The organism is Pseudomonas sp. E6002, assembly GCF_013385565.1.
GTDB lineage: Bacteria > Pseudomonadota > Gammaproteobacteria > Pseudomonadales > Pseudomonadaceae > Aquipseudomonas.
Genome location: NZ_JACAPT010000001.1, coordinates 313,838 through 336,957 on the forward strand (window position 1 = coordinate 313,838; position 23,120 = coordinate 336,957).

26 protein-coding genes are annotated in these 23,120 nt (G+C 62.5%); 23 read left to right on the forward strand and 3 right to left on the reverse strand.

Annotated features, from left to right (window positions below):
* Position 1 precedes the first annotated feature (1 nt).
* The 13 genes from flhF to HX815_RS01675 all read left to right on the forward strand — a co-directional run bounded on the left by flhF (position 2) and on the right by HX815_RS01675 (position 12,141).
* Positions 2–1,318 carry a flagellar biosynthesis protein FlhF gene (flhF, locus tag HX815_RS01615; protein WP_003214543.1) on the forward strand — a complete coding sequence of 439 codons (1,317 nt, stop codon included), beginning with the start codon at positions 2–4 and terminating at the stop codon, positions 1,316–1,318.
* A gap of 120 nt (positions 1,319–1,438) precedes the next feature.
* A complete protein-coding gene (fleN, locus tag HX815_RS01620) occupies positions 1,439–2,272 on the forward strand; it encodes a flagellar synthesis regulator FleN (protein WP_003192912.1) in 834 nt (277 codons plus the stop codon).
* Positions 2,269–3,009: an RNA polymerase sigma factor FliA gene (gene fliA, locus HX815_RS01625; protein ID WP_008434817.1), complete on the forward strand. Its 741-nt coding sequence runs from the start codon at positions 2,269–2,271 to the stop codon at positions 3,007–3,009. Before fleN ends, fliA begins: the two co-directional genes overlap by 4 nt.
* Before the next feature lie 170 nt (positions 3,010–3,179).
* Positions 3,180–3,554 (forward strand): chemotaxis response regulator CheY, encoded by a 375-nt coding sequence (locus HX815_RS01630; RefSeq protein WP_005790040.1) that lies wholly within the window; start codon positions 3,180–3,182, stop codon positions 3,552–3,554.
* Between the two features lie 18 nt (positions 3,555–3,572).
* Positions 3,573–4,361 carry a protein phosphatase CheZ gene (locus tag HX815_RS01635; protein WP_003214538.1) on the forward strand — a complete coding sequence of 263 codons (789 nt, stop codon included), beginning with the start codon at positions 3,573–3,575 and terminating at the stop codon, positions 4,359–4,361.
* Between the two features lie 11 nt (positions 4,362–4,372).
* Positions 4,373–6,577, forward strand: coding sequence for a chemotaxis protein CheA (locus HX815_RS01640; protein WP_177027723.1), 2,205 nt, complete (start codon positions 4,373–4,375; stop codon positions 6,575–6,577).
* A gap of 49 nt (positions 6,578–6,626) precedes the next feature.
* Entirely contained in the window at positions 6,627–7,748 is a 1,122-nt protein-coding gene (locus HX815_RS01645; protein WP_008434810.1) for a chemotaxis response regulator protein-glutamate methylesterase, read from the forward strand.
* Positions 7,748–8,488, forward strand: a complete 741-nt coding sequence (locus HX815_RS01650) for a flagellar motor protein (RefSeq protein WP_003210645.1) — start codon at positions 7,748–7,750, stop codon at positions 8,486–8,488. Before HX815_RS01645 ends, HX815_RS01650 begins: the two co-directional genes overlap by 1 nt.
* A gap of 15 nt (positions 8,489–8,503) precedes the next feature.
* Entirely contained in the window at positions 8,504–9,391 is an 888-nt protein-coding gene (motD, locus tag HX815_RS01655; RefSeq protein WP_003210644.1) for a flagellar motor protein MotD, read from the forward strand.
* Positions 9,392–9,442: 51 nt separating this feature from the next.
* Positions 9,443–10,231, forward strand: coding sequence for a ParA family protein (locus tag HX815_RS01660; RefSeq protein ID WP_003210643.1), 789 nt, complete (start codon positions 9,443–9,445; stop codon positions 10,229–10,231).
* A 151-nt stretch (positions 10,232–10,382) separates the two neighbouring features.
* Complete coding sequence (locus tag HX815_RS01665; protein WP_003210642.1) at positions 10,383–11,186, forward strand: CheW domain-containing protein; 804 nt, start codon at positions 10,383–10,385, stop codon at positions 11,184–11,186.
* A 73-nt stretch (positions 11,187–11,259) separates the two neighbouring features.
* A complete protein-coding gene (locus HX815_RS01670) occupies positions 11,260–11,745 on the forward strand; it encodes a chemotaxis protein CheW (protein ID WP_003210641.1) in 486 nt (161 codons plus the stop codon).
* Positions 11,746–12,141 (forward strand): DUF2802 domain-containing protein, encoded by a 396-nt coding sequence (locus tag HX815_RS01675; protein ID WP_003210640.1) that lies wholly within the window; start codon positions 11,746–11,748, stop codon positions 12,139–12,141.
* A gap of 33 nt (positions 12,142–12,174) precedes the next feature.
* Here HX815_RS01675 and HX815_RS01680 read toward each other — a convergent pair whose 3' ends face one another.
* From HX815_RS01680 to HX815_RS01690, 3 genes are all read right to left on the reverse strand, one after another.
* Positions 12,175–13,338, reverse strand: coding sequence for a hypothetical protein (locus tag HX815_RS01680; RefSeq protein ID WP_177027724.1), 1,164 nt, complete (start codon positions 13,336–13,338; stop codon positions 12,175–12,177).
* A 227-nt stretch (positions 13,339–13,565) separates the two neighbouring features.
* Positions 13,566–13,895 (reverse strand): EscU/YscU/HrcU family type III secretion system export apparatus switch protein, encoded by a 330-nt coding sequence (locus HX815_RS01685; RefSeq protein ID WP_003210638.1) that lies wholly within the window; start codon positions 13,893–13,895, stop codon positions 13,566–13,568.
* Complete coding sequence (locus HX815_RS01690; RefSeq protein WP_177027725.1) at positions 13,892–15,475, reverse strand: flagellar hook-length control protein FliK; 1,584 nt, start codon at positions 15,473–15,475, stop codon at positions 13,892–13,894. Before HX815_RS01690 ends, HX815_RS01685 begins: the two co-directional genes overlap by 4 nt.
* A gap of 252 nt (positions 15,476–15,727) precedes the next feature.
* On the opposite strand from HX815_RS01690, the gene ccmA reads away from it, so the two are divergent.
* From ccmA to HX815_RS01740, 10 genes are all read left to right on the forward strand, one after another.
* Positions 15,728–16,309, forward strand: coding sequence for a cytochrome c biogenesis heme-transporting ATPase CcmA (ccmA, locus tag HX815_RS01695; RefSeq protein WP_003210636.1), 582 nt, complete (start codon positions 15,728–15,730; stop codon positions 16,307–16,309).
* Entirely contained in the window at positions 16,306–16,974 is a 669-nt protein-coding gene (ccmB, locus tag HX815_RS01700) for a heme exporter protein CcmB (RefSeq protein WP_003210635.1), read from the forward strand. The genes ccmA and ccmB overlap by 4 nt, the downstream gene beginning before the upstream one ends.
* 85 nt (positions 16,975–17,059) lie before the next feature.
* The gene (locus HX815_RS01705) at positions 17,060–17,815 is read left to right on the forward strand and encodes a heme ABC transporter permease (RefSeq protein ID WP_008434790.1); all 756 of its coding nucleotides are present in this window, start codon (positions 17,060–17,062) and stop codon (positions 17,813–17,815) included.
* Positions 17,812–17,988 carry a heme exporter protein CcmD gene (gene ccmD / locus HX815_RS01710; RefSeq protein ID WP_008434788.1) on the forward strand — a complete coding sequence of 59 codons (177 nt, stop codon included), beginning with the start codon at positions 17,812–17,814 and terminating at the stop codon, positions 17,986–17,988. Before HX815_RS01705 ends, ccmD begins: the two co-directional genes overlap by 4 nt.
* On the forward strand, positions 17,985–18,440 hold the full coding sequence (gene ccmE / locus HX815_RS01715) for a cytochrome c maturation protein CcmE (RefSeq protein ID WP_008434786.1): 456 nt from the start codon (positions 17,985–17,987) through the stop codon (positions 18,438–18,440). Before ccmD ends, ccmE begins: the two co-directional genes overlap by 4 nt.
* A 3-nt stretch (positions 18,441–18,443) precedes the next feature.
* Positions 18,444–20,432, forward strand: a complete 1,989-nt coding sequence (locus tag HX815_RS01720; RefSeq protein WP_087694319.1) for a heme lyase CcmF/NrfE family subunit — start codon at positions 18,444–18,446, stop codon at positions 20,430–20,432.
* The gene (locus tag HX815_RS01725; RefSeq protein WP_008434782.1) at positions 20,429–20,965 is read left to right on the forward strand and encodes a DsbE family thiol:disulfide interchange protein; all 537 of its coding nucleotides are present in this window, start codon (positions 20,429–20,431) and stop codon (positions 20,963–20,965) included. Before HX815_RS01720 ends, HX815_RS01725 begins: the two co-directional genes overlap by 4 nt.
* Positions 20,962–21,435: a cytochrome c-type biogenesis protein gene (locus HX815_RS01730; RefSeq protein ID WP_003210629.1), complete on the forward strand. Its 474-nt coding sequence runs from the start codon at positions 20,962–20,964 to the stop codon at positions 21,433–21,435. The genes HX815_RS01725 and HX815_RS01730 overlap by 4 nt, the downstream gene beginning before the upstream one ends.
* Entirely contained in the window at positions 21,428–22,621 is a 1,194-nt protein-coding gene (gene ccmI, locus HX815_RS01735; protein ID WP_102369664.1) for a c-type cytochrome biogenesis protein CcmI, read from the forward strand. The genes HX815_RS01730 and ccmI overlap by 8 nt, the downstream gene beginning before the upstream one ends.
* Before the next feature lie 15 nt (positions 22,622–22,636).
* On the forward strand, positions 22,637–23,041 hold the full coding sequence (locus HX815_RS01740; protein WP_003210627.1) for a hypothetical protein: 405 nt from the start codon (positions 22,637–22,639) through the stop codon (positions 23,039–23,041).
* The last annotated feature ends 79 nt before the right edge of the window (positions 23,042–23,120 follow it).

A 23,120-nucleotide genomic window follows, 5' to 3' on the forward strand; every position in this document is an offset into this window, starting at 1 on the left:
TATGCAAGTGAAGCGTTTTTTCGCCGCCGATATGCGTCAGGCCATGAAACTGGTACGTGATGAGTTGGGCGCCGACGCTGCGATTATCGGTAACCGTCGTATTGCCGGCGGCGTAGAGCTGACGGCTGCCCTGGATTACAAACCCTCGGCCCTGGCGCCGCGCGTGCCGAACATGGAGCTGGAAGACGAGCTGCGCAAGACCGCTTCGCGCATTGTCTCGGCCCAGGCTGAACTGAGCATGCGTGGCGACAGCGACGCCTCCACCAATCGCCAGCTGTTTGCCGGGCTGCCGTTGACCGCGTCCGAGCCGCTGGTAGAGCCGACTTTTGTTGAACCACCGCGTCCTGCTGCGCCAGCCCCGGCGCCGGCGGTAGACCAGCGGGTGTTCGACTCGATGCGTTTCGAACTCAACGGCCTGCGTGAACTGCTGGAAGTGCAGTTGGGTTCGCTGGCCTGGAACCAGTTGCAGGGCAGCCAGCCACAACAGGCCAACCTGTGGCGTCGCCTGCAACGCATCGGCCTGTCCGGCCCGTTGTCCCGCGACCTGCTGCAACTGACCACGCAAATTGAAGAACCTCGCCAGGCCTGGCGCATGCTCCTGGCCCACCTGGCGCGGATGATCGTCACCCCGGAAATCGAACCCCTGGAAGAAGGCGGTGTGATTGCCATGGTCGGCCCTGCCGGCATGGGCAAGACCACCACCCTGGCCAAGCTGGCCGCACGTTACGTGCTCAAGTACGGCGCCCAGAACATCGCGCTGGTGAGCATGGACAGCTACCGCATCGGCGCCCAGGAACAACTCAAGACCCTGGGCCGCATCCTCAATGTGCCGGTGACCCACGTCGACCCGGGCCAGTCCCTGGCCAACGCCCTCGACCCACTGCTGCGCAAGCGCGTAGTGCTGATCGACACCGCCGGCCTGCAAGCCAGCGACCCGGCCCTGCGCATGCAGCTGGAAAGCCTGGCCGGACGCGGGATCAAATCCAGAAACTATTTGGTGCTTGCCACTACCAGCCAGAAGCAGGTATTGACCGCCGCCTACCACAGCTACAAGCGCTGCGGGCTGGCGGGTTGCATCCTGACTAAACTGGATGAGACGGCAAGCCTGGGCGAAGTATTGAGCCTGGCAATCAGTCATGAATTACCGGTCGCCTACCTGACCGACGGGCCGCGGATCCCGGATGATCTGCATCTGCCGCGCCGTCATCAGTTGGTCAGCCGGGCTGTCAGCGTGCAAATGCAGGAAGAACCCAGTGAGGAAGCGATGGCTGACATGTTTGCTGACCTCTACCACAGCCCGAACAAGCGAGTTGGCTGAGGCATCATGGCTTTCTATTTAAAAATGACAGTGAAAAGTATCTACATCGATGGCCTGCCAGCAGTTCGCGCGGCCAACTTATGTAGCCTGCGTCTAAGCAAGACAAGGTAAAGAAATAAAATGGGCAGCATGCATCCCGTACAGGTGATCGCGGTGACCGGCGGCAAAGGTGGCGTCGGGAAAACTAACGTGTCAGTGAATTTGTCCCTGGCCCTGGCAGAGCTTGGCCGTCGCGTCATGCTGCTGGATGCTGACCTGGGGCTGGCGAACGTCGACGTTCTGCTGGGACTGACGCCCAAACATACCCTGGCCGATGTGATTGAAGGCCGCTGTGAGCTGCGCGACGTACTGTTGCAAGGCCCCGGCGGGATTCGCATCGTGCCGGCGGCTTCCGGCACCCAGAGCATGGTGCACCTGAGTCCGGCGCAACATGCCGGCCTGATTCAGGCGTTCAGCGACATTGGCGACAACCTCGACGTACTGGTGATCGACACCGCCGCCGGGATCGGCGAGTCGGTGGTCAGTTTCGTGCGCGCAGCCCAGGAAGTGTTGCTGGTGGTGTGCGACGAACCCACCTCGATCACCGACGCCTACGCCCTGATCAAACTGCTCAACCGCGACTACGGCATGAACCGCTTCCGCGTGCTGGCCAACATGGCCCAAAGCCCGCAGGAAGGGCGGAATCTGTTCGCCAAGTTGACCAAGGTCACGGATCGCTTCCTCGATGTCGCCTTACAATACGTTGGCGCAGTTCCTTACGACGAGTGTGTGCGCAAGGCCGTGCAAAAGCAGCGTGCGGTCTATGAAGCGTTCCCTCGTTCGAAGTGCGCATTGGCGTTCAAGGCTATTGCCCAGAAGGTCGATACCTGGCCGTTGCCCGCCAATCCCCGGGGGCATCTGGAGTTTTTCGTCGAGCGATTGGTGCATCAGACGAGCGCAGGACCGGTGCTATGACAGCCAGCGGCTACAACCTTTACAAGAAGTCGGCACGTGACAGTCAAGTCGAATTGATCGAGCGCTATGCGCCCCTGGTCAAGCGCATTGCCTATCACCTGCTGGCGCGCTTGCCTGCCAGCGTGCAGGTCGAGGACTTGATCCAGGCCGGGATGATCGGCCTGCTTGAAGTGTCGACCAAGTACGACGCGAGCAAGGGCGCGAGTTTCGAGACATACGCGGGTATCCGTATCCGTGGGGCCATGCTCGATGAAGTGCGTAAAGGTGATTGGGCGCCGCGATCAGTGCACCGCAATACGCGGATGGTGAGTGACGCAATTCGCTCAATTGAAGCAAAAACCGGTCGCGACGCTAAAGATCATGAAGTTGCGGCCGAACTCCAATTGAGTCTCGACGATTACTACGGGATTTTGAACGATACCTTGGGCAGCCGGCTGTTCAGTTTCGACGACCTTTTACAGGACGGCGAACATGAAGGGCTGCACGAGGACGGCGCGAGTGCCCATCTCGAACCGTCACGGGACCTGGAAGATGAACGCTTCCAGAGCGCGCTGGCGGACGCGATAGCCAATTTGCCGGAGCGTGAGCGACTGGTGTTGGCGCTGTACTACGACGAAGAGCTGAACCTCAAGGAAATCGGTGAGGTCCTGGGAGTCAGCGAATCGCGGGTCAGCCAGTTACACAGCCAGTGCGCGGCCCGCTTGCGGGGGCGTTTGGGAGAGTGGCGAGCGCGCTGACAGGCAGTGTGGGGACACTGCGAACGATACCGTCCAGGCCCTGCGCCCGGACGGGCTTGGCCCGTGGTGCGCCCCCGGTAGTCCTTTTTGTGTAACGCCTGTTGATTGATATGGCGCGCCCAGGTGCTGGGCGCGTTTAAGACTGCTTGGAGGTCGAATTGGACAAGAACATGAAAATCCTCATCGTTGATGACTTCTCAACGATGCGGCGGATCATAAAAAACCTGTTGCGTGACCTTGGGTTCACTAACACGGTCGAGGCGGATGACGGTATTACGGCGATTCCGATCCTCAACAGCGGGAGCATCGACTTTCTGGTAACGGACTGGAACATGCCGGGCATGACCGGTATCGATCTGCTGCGCCACGTGCGCGCCGATGAAAAACTGCGCAGCCTGCCTGTGCTGATGGTGACCGCTGAAGCCAAGCGTGAACAGATCATCGAAGCCGCCCAGGCCGGGGTCAACGGCTACGTGGTCAAGCCATTCACTGCACTGGCCTTGAAAGAGAAGATCGAAAAGATCTTCGAACGCATCGGTCATTGATGCTGCCACGGGGGAGCTATGGAGCATAAAGAATCATCGCAGGCCGACTTTGAGTCGACCCTGAAAAAACATGCTCATCAACTCGTCGAAAGCCTTGAAAGAGGCCAGTTCGGCGACGCGGTGCAGTTGATCCATGAGCTCAACCAGACCCGTGACCGCGGCCTGTACCAGGAAGTGGGCAAGCTCACCCGTGAGTTGCACAGTGCGATAGTCAATTTTCAGATTGACCCGCACATGCCCCAGGCCGAGGAAATCTCGCAGATCACGGATGCCACCGAACGCCTGTCCTACGTGGTCAGGCTGACTGAGGCGGCGGCCAACCGCACCATGGACCTGGTGGAAAACGCCACGCCTCTGGTCAACGGTATGGCCAGTGAAGCCAAGGCCCTGAGCACTGACTGGGGCCGGTTCATGCGTCGGGAAGTGGGCGCTGAGGAGTTTCGTGAGCTGGCGCGTCGGGTCGAGGGCTTTTTGTCCCGCAGCGAGCAGGAAAACCGCACGGTTTCCAGCAACCTCAATGACATTCTGCTGGCCCAGGATTACCAGGACCTCACCGGTCAGGTGATCAAGCGTGTGACCCAACTGGTCACCGAAGTGGAAAGCAACCTGCTCAAACTGGTGTTGATGGCGGGCCAGGTCGACCGGTTTGCCGGCATCGAACATGACCGCGCAGCGATCCTTTCTGAAAAAGATCCACAAAAACACCTCGCCAAGGGTGAAGGTCCGCAGATTCATGCCGATAAACGTGAAGACGTTGTATCCGGGCAAGACGACGTAGACGATTTGCTGTCCAGTTTAGGCTTCTAAGGAGCACACCCATGAGCTTCGGCGCCGATGAAGAAATCCTTCAGGATTTCCTTGTAGAGGCCGGCGAAATTTTAGAGCAACTGTCCGAACAACTGGTCGAGCTGGAAAGCCGACCGGATGATGCGAACCTGCTCAATGCAATTTTTCGCGGTTTTCATACTGTAAAAGGGGGCGCCGGCTTCCTCCAGCTCCACGAGCTGGTGGAGTGCTGTCACATCGCCGAGAACGTGTTCGACATCCTGCGCAAGGGTGAGCGGCACGTCGACTCGGAACTGATGGACGTGATCCTGGAAGCACTGGACGCGGTCAACGGCATGTTCAGTGAAGTGCGCGAGCGCGCACCGATCACTGCCGCCACGCCGGAACTGCTGGCCGCCCTGGCGCGCCTGGCGGAACCTGCGGCCAACGCTCCCGTGGTGGAAGCGGTGGCTGAGCCGGTTGCCGAGCCTGCGGGCGACGTGACCGACAGCGAATTTGAACAACTGCTGGACTCGCTGAACGCCGTCAAGGCCGAAGCCGAAGCGCCGGCAGCCAGTGCGCCGGCCATGGTGCCGACCACCGAAGACATTACCGACGCCGAGTTCGAGTCGTTGCTCGACCAGTTGCACGGCAAGGGCCAGTTTGCCCCGGACGCGGTGGCCGCAGCGCCAGCGCCAACGGAAGCCGCGGCGCCCGTCAGCAATGAAATCACCGACGACGAATTTGAAGCGCTGCTGGACCAGTTGCACGGCAAAGGCTCGTTTGCCGCCGAGGCTCTGCCGGAAGTCGCCGCAACGGCCGCCGCGCCTGCGGCACCCGCTGCTGCGCCGGCCGCCGATGGACTGATCTCCGATCACGAATTCGAAGCCCTGCTGGATGAACTGCACGGCAAGGGCAAGTTCACCGAAGTGGTCGGCGCTGCTGCACCGGCTGCTGCCGCAGCTGTCGCAACACCGGCTCCTGCCGCCAAGGCTGCCGCGCCTGTCGCAGCGAAAGCGGCTCCGGCTCCAGCAGCGGCCCGGGCTGCCACGGCTGCCCCGGCCCCGGACAAGCAACCGGCCAGTGAAGCCGAAACCACCGTGCGGGTTGATACCGCGCGCCTGGACGACATCATGAACATGGTCGGCGAACTGGTGCTGGTGCGTAACCGCCTGGTGCGCCTGGGCCTGAACAGTGGCGACGAGGCCATGCAAAAGGCCGTGTCGAACCTCGACGTGGTCACCGCAGACTTGCAGACCGCCGTCATGAAGACCCGGATGCAGCCGATCAAGAAAGTCTTCGGCCGTTTCCCGCGCCTGGTTCGCGACCTGGCACGCCAGCTCAAGAAAGAGATCAACCTGGAACTGGTGGGTGAAGAAACCGACCTCGACAAGAACCTTGTCGAGGCCCTGGCCGACCCGCTGGTCCACTTGGTGCGCAACGCGGTCGACCACGGTGTCGAGACGCCGGAAGAGCGCGAAGCCTCGGGCAAGAACCGCCAGGGCAAAGTGATCCTGGCGGCCGAACAGGAAGGCGACCATATCCTGCTGTCGATCACTGATGACGGCAAAGGCATGGACCCCACGGTACTGCGCAACATTGCAGTCAAGCGTGGGGTGATGGACAAGGACGCCGCCGACCGCCTCACCGACACCGAGTGCTACAACCTGATCTTCGCCCCGGGCTTCTCCACCAAGACCGAGATTTCCGACGTGTCGGGCCGTGGCGTGGGCATGGATGTGGTGAAGACCAAGATCAGCCAGCTCAACGGCTCGATCAACATCTACTCGACCAAGGGCCAGGGCTCGAAGATCGTCATCAAGGTGCCGTTGACCCTGGCGATCATGCCGACCCTGATGGTGATGCTGGGCAACCAGGCGTTCGCCTTCCCGCTGGTCAACGTCAACGAAATCTTCCACCTCGACCTGTCGCGCACCAACGTGGTGGACGGCCAGGAAGTGGTGATCGTGCGCGACAAGGCGTTGCCGCTGTTCTACCTCAAGCGCTGGCTGGTGGCTTCGGCCAAGCATGAAGAGCAGCGCGAAGGCCATGTGGTGATTCTTTCCGTGGGCACCCAGCGTATCGGCTTCGTGGTCGATCAACTGGTGGGCCAGGAAGAAGTGGTCATCAAGCCTTTGGGCAAAATGCTGCAGGGAACCCCGGGCATGTCGGGTGCGACCATTACCGGTGACGGTCGGATCGCGCTGATTCTGGATGTTCCGAGCATGCTCAAGCGTTACGCCGCACGGCGTATTTGATTCGGCCCGGGCAGGGCGGTTGTCCCTCGCCCGGCCTAACGGAGTGTTTATGGTAGTCAAGGTCCTGGTGGTGGACGATTCGGGTTTCTTCCGCCGCCGCGTCTCGGAAATTCTTTCATCGGATTCCAATATCCAGGTGGTCGGCACGGCCACCAACGGCAAAGAGGCGATCGATCAGGCCCTGGCGCTCAAGCCGGACGTGATCACCATGGACTACGAGATGCCGATGATGGACGGCATCACGGCGGTGCGGCACATCATGCAGCGCTGCCCGACGCCGGTGTTGATGTTCTCCTCGCTGACCCACGAAGGCGCCCGGGTCACCCTGGATGCGCTGGATGCCGGCGCGGTGGACTTCCTGCCGAAGAATTTCGAAGACATCTCGCGCAACCCCGAGAAGGTCAAGCAGATGCTCTGCGAGAAGGTGCACAGCATCTCCCGCAGTAACCGTCGCAGCCTGTTCAGTGCGCCGGCGCCCGCACCCGTTACGCCGCCACCGGCCGCCCCGAGCACCTTTGGTCGCCCGGCGCCTGCACCGGTTGCGCGCCCGGCCGCCGCCCCGGTGCGTACGGCTGCGCCCGCCGCACATTCACCTGCGCCCAAGCGCAAGGCCTACAAACTGGTGGCCATCGGTACGTCCACCGGCGGCCCGGTGGCCTTGCAGCGGGTGTTGACCCAATTGCCGGCCAACTTCCCGGCGCCGATCGTGTTGATCCAGCACATGCCGGCCGCGTTCACCAAGGCGTTCGCCGAGCGCCTGGACAAGCTGTGCCGCATCAGCGTCAAGGAAGCCGAGGATGGCGACATCCTGCGTCCGGGTCTGGCGCTGCTGGCCCCCGGTGGCAAGCAGATGATGGTCGATGGCCGTGGTGCGATCAAAATCCTGCCGGGTGACGAACGCCTGAACTACAAGCCGTGTGTGGATATCACCTTCGGGTCTGCGGCCAAATCCTACGGCGACAAAGTTTTGGCGGTGGTGTTGACCGGCATGGGCGCCGACGGCCGTGAAGGCGCGCGCCTGCTCAAGCAGGGCGGCAGCGCGATCTGGGCCCAGGATGAAGCCAGCTGCGTGATCTATGGCATGCCCATGGCCATCGTCAAGGCCGACCTGGCCGACGCCGTCTACAGCCTGGACGACATCGGCAAGCACCTGGTGGAGGCTTGCCTCTGATGGATGTATTGAGCCTGATTGGCATCATCATGGCGTTTGTCGCGATTATCGGCGGCAACTACCTCGAAGGCGGCCACCTGGGCGCTCTGGCCAACGGCCCGGCGGCGTTGATCGTGATCGGCGGCACCGTGGGCGCGGCGTTGTTGCAGTCGCCCATGAGTTCGTTCAAGCGCGCGATGCAGATCCTCATCTGGATTATTTTCCCGCCGCGTGTCGACTTGCCGGGCGGCATCGACCGCGTGGTCAACTGGAGCCTCACGGCGCGCAAGGAAGGCCTGCTCGGGCTGGAAGGCGTGGCCGATGCCGAGCCCGACAGCTACGCCCGCAAAGGCCTGCAACTGCTGGTGGACGGCGCCGAGCCGGAAGCGATTCGCAGCATCCTCGAAGTGGACTTCTACACCCAGGAAAGCCGCGACATCAACGCTGCCAAAGTCTTTGAAAGCATGGGCGGCTACGCGCCGACCATCGGCATCATCGGTGCGGTGATGGGCTTGATCCACGTGATGGGCAACCTGGCCGATCCGTCGCAACTGGGCAGCGGGATTGCCGTGGCGTTCGTCGCCACCATCTACGGGGTGGCCAGTGCCAACCTGGTGTTGTTGCCGGTGGCCAGCAAGCTCAAGTCGATCGCCCTGCGCCAGTCGCGTTATCGCGAGATGTTGCTCGAAGGCATCCTCTCGATTGCCGAGGGTGAAAACCCGCGCTCCATCGAATTGAAGCTCCAGGGCTTCATGGATTGATGGGAGGTATTTGTTGTGAGCCGTCGCCGCCGCGAGCCTGAAGAACACGTCAACCATGAACGCTGGCTGGTGTCCTACGCCGACTTCATTACGTTGCTGTTCGCGTTTTTTGTGGTGATGTACTCCATTTCCTCGATCAACGAAGGCAAGTACAAAGTCATTTCCCAGGCGCTGATTGGCGTGTTCAACGACGCTGACCGCGCCCTCAAGCCGATACCCATTGGCGAAGAACGCCCCAAGACCGTGACCCCGGCCAAGCCGCTGGTCAACGACAGCGATGAAACCGCCGCCGGCATCGGTGGCACCAGCGACCCGCTGAAAAGCATCGCCGATAACATCAGCGCGGCCTTTGGCGACCTGATCAGCTCCAACCAGATGACCGTGCGCGGCAATGAGTTGTGGGTCGAGATCGAGCTCAATTCCAGCCTGCTGTTCGCCAGTGCCGATGCAATGCCCAGCGACCAGGCGTTTACCATCATCGACAAGGTGGCGGCGATCCTGAAGCCGTTTGAAAACCCGGTCCACGTTGAAGGCTTTACCGATAACCTGCCGATCAGTACCGCGCAGTACCCGACCAACTGGGAGCTGTCTTCGGCCCGGGCGGCGAGTATTGTACGAATGCTCGCGATGCAGGGTGTGAACCCCGGGCGCCTGGCGTCGGTGGGTTACGGCGAGTTCCAGCCGGTGGCCAATAACGCCACGGCGGAAGGCCGTGCGCGCAACCGTCGGGTGGTGCTGGTGGTGTCGCGCAACCTGGACGTGCGCCGCAGCCTGACCGGTACCGGCACTGCCAATGCAACACCGGATGCCGCCTTGAAGCGGGCTGGCACACAAACTGCACCAGCGCCCGTAAAGGCGCCGGTTCGCGGGAGTGCCGTCAATTCTCCGTCACCGGCTCTATAACCCCATGCAATTTCTCGGTCGAGCCTGTGCCTGCCGGGAGGAACAATCCGAATGAGAGTCTGGGCAGTTGCCAATCAAAAGGGTGGTGTCGGTAAAACCACCACGTCCATCGCCTTGGCCGGCTTGCTGGCCGAGGCCGGCAAGCGTGTGGTCGTGGTCGACCTGGACCCCCACGGCTCCATGACCAGCTATTTCGGCTATGACCCGGATGCCCTGGAACACAGTTGCTACGACCTGTTCCTGCACAAGGGCAGCGTGCCGGCCGACTTGCCGGGGCAACTGTTGCTGCCTACCAGCAATGAAAAGATCTCGCTGTTGCCGTCCAGCACCGCCCTGGCCACCCTTGAGCGCCAGTCGCCGGGGCAGAGCGGCCTGGGCCTGGTGATCGCCAAGACCCTGGCGCAGCTGTGGCAGGACTTCGACTACGCGATCATCGACAGCCCGCCGTTGCTCGGCGTGCTGATGGTCAACGCCCTGGCCGCCAGCCAACAGCTGGTGATCCCGGTGCAGACCGAGCACCTGGCCGTCAAGGGCCTGGAGCGCATGGTCAGCACCCTGGCGATGATCAACCGCTCGCGCAAGCAAGCGCTGCCGTTCAGCATCGTGCCGACCCTGTTTGACCGCCGTACCCAGGCGTCCCTCGGCACCTTGCGGGTATTGCGCGATGCTTATCCGGACACCATCTGGCAAGGCTACATCCCGGTGGACACGCGCCTGCGGGATGCGAGCCGGGCAGGGCTGACGCCGTCGCAGTTCGACGGCAAGAGCCGTGGGGTGCTGGCGTATCGGGCGTTGCTCAAGCACCTGTTGTCCCAGCAACTTGTGGCGCAGGTGGCATGATGGTCATAAACAGCCCTGTAGGAGCCTGGCTTGCCAGCGATGCAGACGCCGCGGTTTTCCTGACCAAACCGGCTCTCGATTCAAGTCCGGACACTCACAGGCCGATAACCTCTGAATACAGGGTTGATGGGGCTTGCGCGTGGGCATACAGATGAACCGTCCCGTTGATTTCAAGACCCGGCCGCAACTGGCGCTGGAGTCCTACCTGGACGCTTTGCTCCAGGACGCCACCGAGGACATGCCGGAGCCGATTCTGATCCTCGATGAAGTCATCGAGCCTGAACCTGCTGCCCTGGACGAGTTTCAGCTGGCGGTCCTGGAAGAGCAGGCCCGTGATGCGTTGGTGGTTCCCGTAGCAGTTCCTGTACCGGTTGCTGTGCCCGTCGAGCCTGTGGTGATTGCGCCTGTAGTGGTGGAGCCGGTGGTTGAGGTTCACCTCCCGCCGAGCATCACGCCGCCGCCGGTACAGGGCGACGGTCGCCCGGTGTGGGCTGCGGAGCCGTTCGAATGTTTGCTGTTCGATGTCGCCGGGCTGACCCTGGCGGTGCCGCTGGTGTGCCTGGGGTCGATCTACTCCCTGGAAGGCCAGGAGTTGACGCCGTTGTTCGGCCAGCCGGATTGGTTCCTCGGGATCCTGCCGAGCCAGCAGGGCAACTTGAAGGTATTGGACACCGCGCGTTGGGTGATGCCCGACCGCTACCGCGATGACTTCCGCCAGGGCCTGCAATACGTTATTTCGGTCCAGGGCTACGAGTGGGGGCTGGCGGTGCATCAGGTCAGCCGCTCATTGCGCCTGGACCCGAACGAAATCAAATGGCGCAGCCACCGGGGCCAGCGGCCATGGCTGGCGGGCACTGTGATCGAACACATGTGCGCGTTGCTGGATGTCGCCGAACTGGCGGAGTTGATTGCCAGCGGCGCGGTAAAAGCCATGCCGCTGAACAAACGCACTTGATAACAAGCAGCAGCGCTACGGCGCTGCCTAAGAACACACACCGTAACCAACGGTATTTGAAGGGGTCTGGAGTATGAACAAGTCAGTGTCCGCACAAGGTCTGGTGGATGATCCAATCCTGCAATGGGTCACCTTCAAGCTGGACAACGAGTCCTACGGCATCAACGTGATGCGTGTGCAGGAAGTGCTGCGCTACACCGAAATCGCTCCGGTTCCGGGTGCCCCAAGCTATGTGCTGGGCATCATCAACCTGCGCGGCAACGTGGTGACCGTGATCGACACCCGCCAGCGTTTTGGCCTGGTGCCGACCGAAGTCAACGACAACACCCGCATCGTGATCATCGAAGCCGACAAGCAAGTGGTCGGGATCATGGTCGACAGCGTGGCGGAAGTGGTTTACCTGCGCCAATCCGAAGTCGAGACTGCGCCGAACGTCGGCAACGAAGAATCGGCCAAGTTCATCCAGGGTGTCTGCAACAAGAACGGCGAACTGCTGATTCTGGTTGAGCTGGACAAGATGATGAGCGAAGAAGAGTGGCAGGACCTGGAGAATATCTGATTGTTTCTTGAGGTAGCGGTGATCGTCCTGGCCATCCTTTGGGCCGGGACCCTGGGCTTCCTGCTGCGTTATGTTCGCCAGCAACGGGAATTGGCCACTCGACAAGTCGAGCGCGACGCTGTGCGCGACCGGCGGATCCTGGAGCTGGCCAAGCGGGTCGACCACTTCCAGCAAAGTGCGGTGCGTGTGGGTGATGAAGTGCACGAGCTGCGTTCGGTGCTGGCGCCGTTGCCGGACAAGCTGTCGGCACTCGAGCAGCGTGACCCGTCGAGCCTCTCATTCGCCCAGGCGGCGAAGCTGGTGGGCATGGGCGCCACGGTGGATGAGCTGACGCAGTCCTGCGGGTTGACCCAGGCTGAAGCGCAGTTGATGAGCCGGTTGCACAAGGACAGCTGAAGGTTACGAGCTGCAAGCGGTATTGCTTGCAGCTTATAGCCGGTGCCGGTTGCTCAGCCATTCGGCCATGGTCGAGTCCTCCAAAGCATATTCACCACGGTTGGCTTTCCAGACCAACTCCTTCTCCCGCAGCACTTCCAGTGCTTTCTGCACGTTTGGCGTGCTGGCGTTCGGCTCGACCTGGGCCTGTTCCAGCTTGCGGTTCACATCCTGGAAGGTTTTCTCCGCAAAAGGCGAGAACGCCTGCTTGCCCAGGGTTCGTTCGCCCATCACTTCAAGTACCGCCTGTTGCAGCGGCGAGAGGTCGTTGTAGGCGCTCTCGTAATCGCTCCAGATGCCGGCCTGGTGATTGAGTGCCCCGGTCCTCAGCAACTCGCCAAGGTTGCTGGCCTCGCCAAGACCCACGCTCACTTCGGTCAGTAGTGTGTTGAGCATTTCCGGGCGCCGGCCAACGAGCTGGAAGGCATAGTCCATGTCCTCCAGGTTGAACTGGTTGGTCGCGGCCAGGCGCCGGTTCCAGAGGTCCGTCACGAACTCGACGAAATCCCGGCTCAACAGCGGGAACGGCGTGATATGGGCGCCGAAGAACGGTTGTTTGCTCTTGAGTACCAGGTTGGCCAGTTTGTCCCGGCTGGAGCCGGTGAAGACCAGGCGCAGGCCGTCGGCCGTGCTGCTGCCGTTGAGATGATCCCGTGCCGCCTTGAGGGCGAACATGGCGTTCACCCCGCCTTCGCTGTTGAGGGCGTGCTGGGCCTCGTCCACGATCAGCACGATCATTTGCCCCGAGACCTGGTGCAGCACGTCCAGGGCGTGGCTGAGCGTGGTGCCGGCGGGCAATTGCGGTTTGGTGAAATCCCAACTCAAGGTGCGCAGCAGGCTGATCTTGTCGATACCGGCCTTCTTGGCCGCTTTGCTCACTGCGCTTTCGAACTCGCCCAGGGCTTTGCCGATGGCGCCGGAGATCAGTTCGGCGGGGTCGATTTCGCGGTTCATCCACAGGTCCACGTACACCGGCAGCCAGCCCCGGGCCTTGCACTCGGGGATAAGGTCGTTGCGCAGGAACGTACTCTTGCCGGTACGGCGCGGAGCCGCGAGGAACATGCCGGAGCTGTAGTCGGCAAATGACTCGCCTGCCAGATCACGGGCGAGCGCTTCGGCGAGTAGCTTTCGACTGAGAATCGGGCGGGTAGGGCTCATGGGTTTATCCTGAACTATCGGGTTCGAGATAATCTATACCTCGAAAGATATAATTGCTATACACCACCCACCGCAACTGATCATTCCCACGCTCTGCGGGGGAATGCATCCCGTGACGCTCCGCGTTACCCCTGCGCAAGACTTGAACGTTGCAGCGCCAGTTGGACGCGGAGCGTCCGAGGCGGCGTTCCCACGCAGAGCGTGGGAACGATCAGCCGGCTCCCACCTTAATAATCGTCGCCTCTTTCCGTCACATCCCGCTCCACCGGCCCCGCGTCCGGGTCGTAGCCCACCGGGAACTTGCCCTTCAGCGTCCAGGCAAACGCGATGATCTCGGCGACGGTGCGGTACAACTCTTCCGGGATACTGTCGCCCAACTCCATGCGTGCCAGTAATTTGACCAGCTCGGCATTTTCGTAAATCGGGACTTCGTTCTCCCGGGCCAGCTTGAGGATGGCTTCGGCCAGGGCATCGTCGCCCTTGGCGGTCAGGGTCGGCGCTTGTTGCCCGTCGTATTTGAGGGCGATGGCCTGGCGGGGCGGGTTGGGGTTTTTCATGCGGTTTCATCCACCCAGCGTTGTTCAAGCCCGGTTTTCGGGCCCCGTGGCGGGGTACCGAGGTGGCAGTCGAGGTCGCCGACGTTGAGTCCCGACGACACCAGGCGCTCGCGCAGGCTGCCCAGGTGGCTTTCGATCAGGCTGGCGGTGAAGGGCCGGGTCGCCCACAACTGGCTCGACAGTTTGCCCTGGCTCAGTTGCGCCTGGACCTGCAACGGGCCGAGCGGCTCCATGTCGAGCGCCATTTCCACGCGCCAGAGCATTTGCTTGGGATCCTTGCTGTCCTTGCGTTCCTGCTGTTCCTTGTCGGGCGCCGGTTCTTCCCGCTGGAACTTGACCTGCAACGGCACGATGTCCTGCAAGGTGCGCATGGGGATTTCCAGCTGCCAGGTGGTCAAGAGCTTGCCGTCGGCGGTGGTACCGGTCTGCTCCAGGCTCGACAGCTGATGGCTTTGCAGGCGGGAGATGGCCCCGGCGGCCAGGCGCAGCAGGTTTTCCAGGTCACTTTCACCTTCCAGGCGTTGCATCAGCCGATCGGGCAGCGGAAAGCCCGCGGGCGCCTGCCTGGCGCCGACCTGGCCGAGGGTACCCAGCGGGCTGCGTACGAAGCTGGGCAGCAATTGCGCCAGGGTGTTGGCAGCGAGGATCGCATTCAGATTGGTGCTGGCGGGCAGGGATGGCAGCAGGTCGGCGACGAAGCGCAGCAGCGCGCCTTTCATGTCCAGCGGCGGTATCTGCGGGTTTTGCCCGGCCAGCAACTTGGCTTCGAGGAAGGTCCCGCTGTTCTGGATCAGTTGCGCCAGCACCTTGGGGTTGCTGGCCTGGGCCAGGTCGGGCAGGCCGGCGAGCAAACGCTCGGCGGCGGCGCGCAGGTCGGCCCCGGTGCTGTCGCTGCTGGTCGCCGGCAGGCTTTGCAGCGCGGTGAACACCACGTCCAGCGAGCCCTGGCGGCTTTGCTGGGTGGAGAGTTGCTGGGCCACGGCCAATTGGTCCTGGCGCCCGCTCAGCGGTACAAAGCTCAAGGTCTGCGCACTTTGCACCACGGCGCTGAGCAGGCTGCCGACGCGCAAGGGCTGCGGGCTTTCGACGGTCAGGGTCGCGCCGCTGAGGACGTTATTGAGCACCGACACCAGTGAGCGATACACCACCGGCTGGTTGGCGCCCTGTGGCAGCGCCTGGGTGGTCAGCACCTTGCCTTGCAGCAGGGTGCCCACCGGTAACTGGCTGGTATCGATACGCGTCAGCGCGGCGACGCTGGAACTCAGGGCCTGCTGCAGGCTGATGGACAAATTGCCCGACGGCGTCTGGCTGACTTCCACCTGGGTACCCAGCGGCAGCGGCTGGCTGCTGCTGGCCTGCACCAGGGTTTGCCGGCCGCCTTCCAAGGTCAGCTTGAGCAGCAACTGAAATGCATCGCCGCCTTGTTTCAGTGCCAGCACCTCGGCATTTACGGTTTTTCCGGGGTCGATCAGGCCGGTCTGCGGCTCCAGCAGTTTCAGCAACTCGCCCGCTGCAGGCGCGGGCGCAGGCCCGGCCGGAAGCGTCGGGGGGAGCGTGGGAAGATTGATCTCACCGGTCATCGTGCGCGCCGTCTCAGGGGAAATTGCCCTCTTTAGAGTAGGGCATCACATGTATAATGCCGCCCGTCTTCAAAGAGAGCGTTAAAAACAACACAACTGATTGATCCAGCTCTCTAAAAACGGTCGCCAAAGCAGTTAATGTGCATCTCTTTAACGGCCGTTCCACCGCCGACTTGAACCGTAAAGGCCCGCGATCTCTTGACCAGCCCTCTTCTAGAAGCCGTAGCGCTCGCCTGTGAACGTGACCTGCGGATGCTGTTCGAACACCTCGAACTGCGTCTGGCGGGCGGCGACATGGTGCAGGTCAGCGGTCCCAACGGCAGCGGCAAGACCAGCCTGTTGCGCCTGCTGGCCGGTCTGATGCAGCCGACGGCGGGGGAAGTGCGGCTCAACGGCAAACCGTTGCACGAGCAGCGCACCGAGCTGGCGCGCAACCTGATCTGGATCGGCCACGCCGCCGGGATCAAGGATGTGCTCACCGCCGAAGAAAACCTCAGCTGGCTCAGCGCCCTGCATCATCCCGCCAGCCGCGAGGCGATCTGGCAGGCGCTGGCCGCGGTTGGCCTCAAGGGTTTCGAAGACGTTCCCTGCCACACCCTGTCCGCCGGCCAGCAGCGCCGCGTGGCGCTGGCCCGTTTGTATCTCGACGGCCCGCCGCTATGGATTCTCGACGAACCCTTCACCGCCCTCGACAAACAAGGCGTTGCCCAATTGGAAGAACACCTTGCCGCGCACTGCGAGCAGGGCGGCATGGTTGTCCTGACCACTCACCACACCTTGACGCGCATGCCTGCCGGTTACCGCGACCTCGACCTGGGACGGTGGGCGGTATGAGTGTTTTTGCCCTGTTGGTCGCCCGCGAAGCGCGGTTACTCTGTCGCCGTCCGGCCGAATTGGCCAACCCGCTGGTGTTCTTCGCGATTGTGATTGCGCTGTTCCCGTTGGCGGTGGGCCCCGAGACTAAACTGTTGCAAACCTTGTCTCCGGGACTGGTCTGGGTGGCGGCGCTTTTGTCAGTCCTGCTCTCGCTGGACGGGCTGTTTCGCAGTGATTTTGAAGACGGTTCCCTCGAACAGTGGGTCCTTTCGTCGCACCCCCTGCCACTTCTGGTATTGGCCAAGGTACTGGCACACTGGGCGTTTTCCGGCCTGGCGCTGGTATTGCTCGCGCCGCTGCTGGCGATGATGCTGGGGTTGCCCACCGAATGCCTGCCGGTGTTGCTCCTTTCCTTGTTGCTTGGCACGCCGGTTCTCAGTCTACTGGGCGCCGTAGGTGCGGCACTGACCGTCGGTTTGAAACGCGGTGGCCTGTTGTTGGCCCTGCTGATCTTGCCTTTGTATATCCCGGTGTTGATCCTGGGCAGCGGCGCGTTGCAAGCCGCGCTCCAGGGCATGCCGGCGACCGGTTACCTCCTGTGGCTTGGCAGCCTGGCCGCCCTGGCGGTAACCCTGACACCCTTTGCTATAGCGGCTGGCCTGAAGATCAGCGTCGGCGAATAATGAGGTCTGGTTAAGCGATAGAACCTTAACCAGTAAAGACCCTAAGCTTCTCGCAACGACGAGAAGCAACCGTGATGGAAACAGCATGAACTGGACCTGGTTTCACAAGCTCGGCTCGCCCAAATGGTTTTACGGCATCAGTGGCAAACTGCTGCCGTGGTTGAGCATCGCCGCCGTATTGCTGATCGGCATCGGCCTGGTCTGGGGCCTGGCCTTCGCGCCGCCGGACTATCAGCAAGGCAACAGCTTTCGCATCATCTACATCCACGTGCCTGCCGCGATGCTGGCCCAGTCCTGCTACGTGATGCTGGCGGTGTGCGGCATCGTCGGCCTGGTGTGGAAGATGAAACTGGCGGATGTGGCCCTGCAATGCGCCGCGCCCATCGGTGCCTGGATGACCGCCGTGGCGCTGGTCACCGGCGCGATCTGGGGCAAGCCGACCTGGGGTTCGTGGTGGGTATGGGATGCGCGACTCACCTCGATGCTGATCCTGCTGTTCCTGTACTTTGGCCTGATTGCCCTGGGCAACGCCATCAGCAACCGTGACAGCGCCGCCAAGGCCTGCGCGGTGCTGGCGATCGTCGGCGTGATCAACATCCCGATCATCAAATACTCGGTGGAGTGGTGGAACACCCTGCACCAGGGCGCCACCTTCACCCTCACCGAAAAGCCGGCAATGCCCGTGGAAATGTGGGCGCCGCTGCTGCTGATGGTGCTGGGGTTCTACTGCTTCTTCGGCGCCGTGCTGCTGATGCGCATGCGCCTCGAAGTGCTCAAGCGTGAAGCCCGCACCAGTTGGGTCAAGGCCGAAGTGCAAAACAGCCTGGGAGCCCGTGGATGAGCTTCAACTCTTTCAGTGATTTTCTCGCCATGGGCCATCACGCCCTGTACGTCTGGACGGCCTATGGCATTTGCCTGGCGGTGCTGGCCCTCAACGTCGCCGCGCCGATCCTGGCCCGCAAGCGTTACCTGCAACAAGAGGCGCGTCGTTTGCGCCGGGAGACCGAAAAGTGAATCCGCTGCGTAGAAAGCGTCTGTTGATCATCCTGGCCATCATGGCCGGTGTCGGCATTGCCGTGACCCTGGCCCTGAGCGCCCTGCGGGAGAACATCAACCTGTTCTACACCCCGACCCAGATCGCCAACGGCGAAGCGCCGCTGGATACCCGAATCCGTGCCGGTGGCATGGTCGAGAAAGGCTCGTTGCAACGCTCCGGCGACTCCCTGGACGTCAAGTTCATCGTCACCGACTTCAACAAGTCCGTGACCATCACCTACCGCGGCATCCTCCCGGACCTGTTCCGCGAAGGGCAGGGCATCGTCGCCCTCGGCAAGCTCAACGCCGACGGCGTGGTAGTGGCCGATGAAGTGCTGGCCAAGCACGATGAAAAATACATGCCGCCGGAAGTCACCAAGGCCCTCAAAGACAGCGGCCAATCCGCCCCGACCCCTGCCAAGGAGGGTTAAGTCATGACGTCCGCACTGTTTATTCCGGAGTTGGGCCAGCTGGCGATGATCCTCGCCCTGTGCTTTGCCATCGTCCAGGCCGTGGTCCCGTTGCTGGGCGCCTGGCGCGGTGACCGCCTGTGGATGAGCCTGGCCCAGCCGGCTGCCTGGGGCCAGTTCGCCTTTCTGGTGTTCGCCTTCGGTTGCCTGACCTACGCCTTCATGACCGACGACTTTTCTGTCGCCTACGTCGCCAATAACTCCAACAGCGCCTTGCCCTGGTACTACAAGTTCAGCGCCGTGTGGGGCGCCCACGAAGGTTCGTTGCTGCTGTGGGCATTGATCCTCGGCGGCTGGACCTTTGCCGTCTCGATCTTCTCCCGCCAACTGCCGCAAGTGATGCTGGCCCGGGTGCTGGCGGTGATGGGCATGATCAGCATCGGCTTCCTGCTGTTCCTGATCATGACCTCCAACCCGTTCACCCGCATCCTGCCGCAGATCCCGGTCGACGGGCACGACCTCAACCCGCTGCTGCAAGACATCGGCCTTATCGTGCACCCGCCGATGCTCTACATGGGCTACGTCGGTTTCTCGGTCGCCTTCGCCTTCGCCATCGCCGCCTTGCTCGGCGGGCGTCTCGATGCCGCCTGGGCGCGCTGGTCGCGGCCGTGGACCATCGTCGCCTGGGCATTCCTCGGCATCGGCATCACCCTGGGCTCGTGGTGGGCCTACTACGAACTCGGCTGGGGCGGCTGGTGGTTCTGGGACCCGGTGGAAAACGCCTCCTTCATGCCCTGGCTGGTGGGCACCGCGCTGATTCACTCGCTGGCGGTCACGGAAAAACGCGGCGTGTTCAAAAGCTGGACCGTGTTGCTGGCCATCGCCGCGTTTTCCCTGAGCCTGCTGGGTACGTTCCTGGTGCGTTCCGGCGTGCTGACCTCGGTGCACGCGTTTGCCTCCGACCCGGAGCGCGGCGTGTTCATCCTGATCTTCCTGCTGTTCGTGGTCGGCGGCTCCCTGACGCTGTTCGCCCTGCGTGCGCCAGTGGTCAAGAGCCACGTGGGCTTCAACCTCTGGTCCAGGGAAACCCTGCTGCTGGGCAATAACCTGGTGCTGGTGGTGGCGGCCTCGATGATTCTGCTCGGTACCCTGTACCCGCTGGTGCTGGATGCCCTGAGCGGCGCCAAGCTGTCCGTCGGCCCGCCGTACTTCAACGCGCTGTTCATCCCGTTGATGGCGCTGCTGATGGTGGTGATGGCGGTCGGCGTACTGGTGCGCTGGAAAGACACCCCGGTGAAATGGCTGGTGGGCATGCTCACCCCGGTACTGCTGGGCAGCGCCGCGCTGGCCGTGATCGCCGGTATTGCCTACGGCGACTTCAACTGGGCCGTGCTTGCCACCTTCATGCTCGCGGCCTGGGTATTGCTGGCCGGTGTACGCGACCTGATCGACAAGACCCGCCACAAAGGTTTGATCAAAGGCTTGCCGACCATGACCCGCAGTTACTGGGGCATGCAGGTCGCCCACATCGGCATCGCCGTGTGCGCCCTGGGTGTGGTGTTGTCCAGCCAGAACAGCGCCGAGCGCGACCTGCGCCTGGCCCCCGGCGAGTCCATGGACCTGGCCGGCTATCACTTCATTTTCGAAGGCGCCAAGCACTTCGAAGGGCCGAACTTCACCTCCGACAAAGGCACCGTACGCGTTGTGCGCAACGGTAAGGAAATCGCCGTGCTGCACCCGGAAAAACGCCTGTACACCGTGCAAAGTTCGATGATGACCGAAGCCGGGATCGACGCCGGTTTCACCCGCGACCTCTACGTCGCCCTGGGTGAACCGTTGGGCGATGGCGCCTGGGCCGTGCGGGTCCACGTCAAACCGTTTGTGCGCTGGATCTGGTTCGGCGGCCTGCTCACCGGCTTCGGTGGTTTGCTGGCAGCGATGGACCGGCGCTACCGGGTCAAGGTCAAGAGCCGGGTGCGTGAAGCCCTCGGTCTGCAAGGAGCGCCAGTATGAAGCGTTGGTTGATGGTGTTACCGCTGGCGGCGTTTCTGGTGGTGGCGGTGTTCCTGTATCGCGGGCTGTACCTGGACCCGGCCGAGCTGCCGTCCGCCATGATCGGCAAGCCATTTCCGGCGTTCTCGCTGCCGACCGTGCAGGGCGACAAGACCCTGACCCAGGCTGATTTGCTGGGCAAACCGGCACTGGTCAACGTGTGGGGCACCTGGTGCATTTCCTGCCGCGTGGAGCATCCGGTGCTGAACAAGCTGGCGGAGAAGGGCGTGGTGATCTACGGCATCAACTACAAGGACGACAATGCTGCCGCCCTGAAGTGGCTGGCGGAATTCCACAACCCGTACCAGCTGGATATCCGCGACGAAGACGGCAACCTCGGCCTGAACCTCGGCGTATACGGCGCCCCGGAAACCTTCTTCATCGATGCCAAGGGCGTGATCCGCGACAAGTACGTGGGCGTGATCGACGAAGTGGTGTGGCGCGAGCAACTGGCCGCCAAGTACCAGGCACTGGTGGACGAGGCCAAGCCATGAAGCGTTGGTTAGCCGCCGCTGTGTTGGGCTTGAGCATGGTCGGCGTGGCCCACGCCGCCATCGACACCTACGAATTTGCCAAGGACGGAGACCGCGAGCGTTTTCGCGAACTGACCAAGGAGCTGCGCTGCCCCAAGTGCCAGAACCAGGACATCGCCGACTCCAACGCACCGATCGCCGCCGACCTGCGCAAAGAGATTTTCCGCATGCTCGGCGAGGGCAAGGACAATCAGCAGATCATCGACTTCATGGTCGACCGCTACGGTGACTTCGTGCGCTACAAGCCGGCGCTCACCGGCAAGACTGCGCTGCTGTGGTTCGGCCCCGCCGGGTTGTTGCTCACAGGCTTAGTCGTTATGGCGGTGATTGTGCGCCGCCGTCGTGTCGCCCCGGCCGATGGCTCGGACTCGCTTTCCGTCGACGAGCGTCAACGCCTCGACCAACTGCTGGACAAAAAAACTGATGATTGATTTCTGGCTCGCAGCAGGTCTGCTGCTTCTGATTGCCTTGAGTTTCCTGCTGATCCCGGTGTTACGCGGCCGCCGTGCCCAGCGTGAAGAGGATCGCACTGCATTGAACGTGGCGCTGTACCAGGAACGCGTGGCGGAACTGCAAACCCAGCAGACCGAAGGCGTGCTGGATGCGGCCCAGCTGGACAGCGGTCGCGCTGAAGCGGCCCGTGAGTTGCTGGCGGATACCGAGGGTGTGGAAAAGCCCCGGGAATCGCGCCTCGGCAAACCGTTGCCGTTGCTCGCGGCGTTTCTGGTGCCGGTGTTGGGCGTGGCGCTGTACCTGCATTACGGTGCCAGTGACAAGGTCGAACTGACCCGCGAATTCTCCCAGCCGCCGGTGTCCATGGAAGACATGACCCGCCGCCTGGAGCGCGCCGCAGCGGCCCAGCCGGACTCGCCGGAAGGCCTGTACTTCCTCGGTCGTGCCTACATGGCCCAGGACCGTTCCGCCGATGCGGCGAAAATCTTCGAGCGCACCGTGGCCCTGGCCGGTCGCCAGCCCGAGTTGCTCGGCCAGTGGGCCCAGGCCCAGTACTTTGCCGACAACAAACAGTGGTCGCCCAAGGTCCAGGCCCTGACCGACGAAGCACTGAAACTCGACCCGAAGGAAGTCACCAGCCTCGGCCTGCTGGGCATCGCCGCCTTTGAAGGCCAGCGTTACCAGGAAGCGATCGACTACTGGAACCGCCTGCTGGCGCAACTGCCACCGGACGACAATTCCCGTGCCGCGCTGCAAGGCGGGATCGACCGGGCCGCCGAGAAGCTCAAGGAGAGCGGCGGCAGCGTGGCGCCCGTGAAGGCAGAAAAACAGATACAAGTGCGGGTGGACCTGGCCGCCGATGTGAAGGCCAAGGCCTTGCCGACCGACAGCGTGTTCATCTTCGCCCGTGCCGTCAAAGGCCCGCCGGCGCCCCTGGCCGCCAAGCGCGTGACCGTGGCCGACCTGCCGATCACCGTCGAGCTGGGCGACAGCGACGCGATGATGCCGCAGTTGAAACTGTCCAACTTTCCCGAAGTCCAACTGGTTGCGCGCATATCCCGGGCAGGTGTTCCCACAGCTGGCGAGTGGATCGGCCGCAGCCAACCCCTGGCCAGCAGCACCACTGCGCTGCAGCAGCTGACCATCGACAGTCCGGACCAATAATTCGAGGAAATGCCCATGACCGCTATCGCACGTATCACCCTGCTCAGCCTGGTATTGGGGTTGAGTGCTTGTGCGGTCCATCGGCCTCCGTCGCCTACCGGGCCGACTATTCCACCGACAGGGCCGTCGACCCAGCCGAGCACACAGCCAGGCACCCAGCCCTCAGGCCCAGTGATCAAACCGTCGAAGCCGGTGCCGAGCTCCTCGCCGACCTTCGCACCGCCACCGGGTGCGGCCAGCCACTGGGACGGGAAGATGCAGGTGTATGTGCTGGATGAACAGCCGGATACGTTCTACCGCCAGCGCACCTACTACCGCTGGAGCAACGGCTGGAGCCGGTCCATCAGCCCGAACGGGCCTTGGGAAGAGACCGATGTCCATGGCGTACCGCCGGGGTTGAGCAAGCAGTACGCACAATGAAAAAAGGCGACCTTCGGGTCGCCTTTTTCATGGCTGGTTTGGAATACAGTCCACCCAACAACAAAGCTCAAATGTGGGA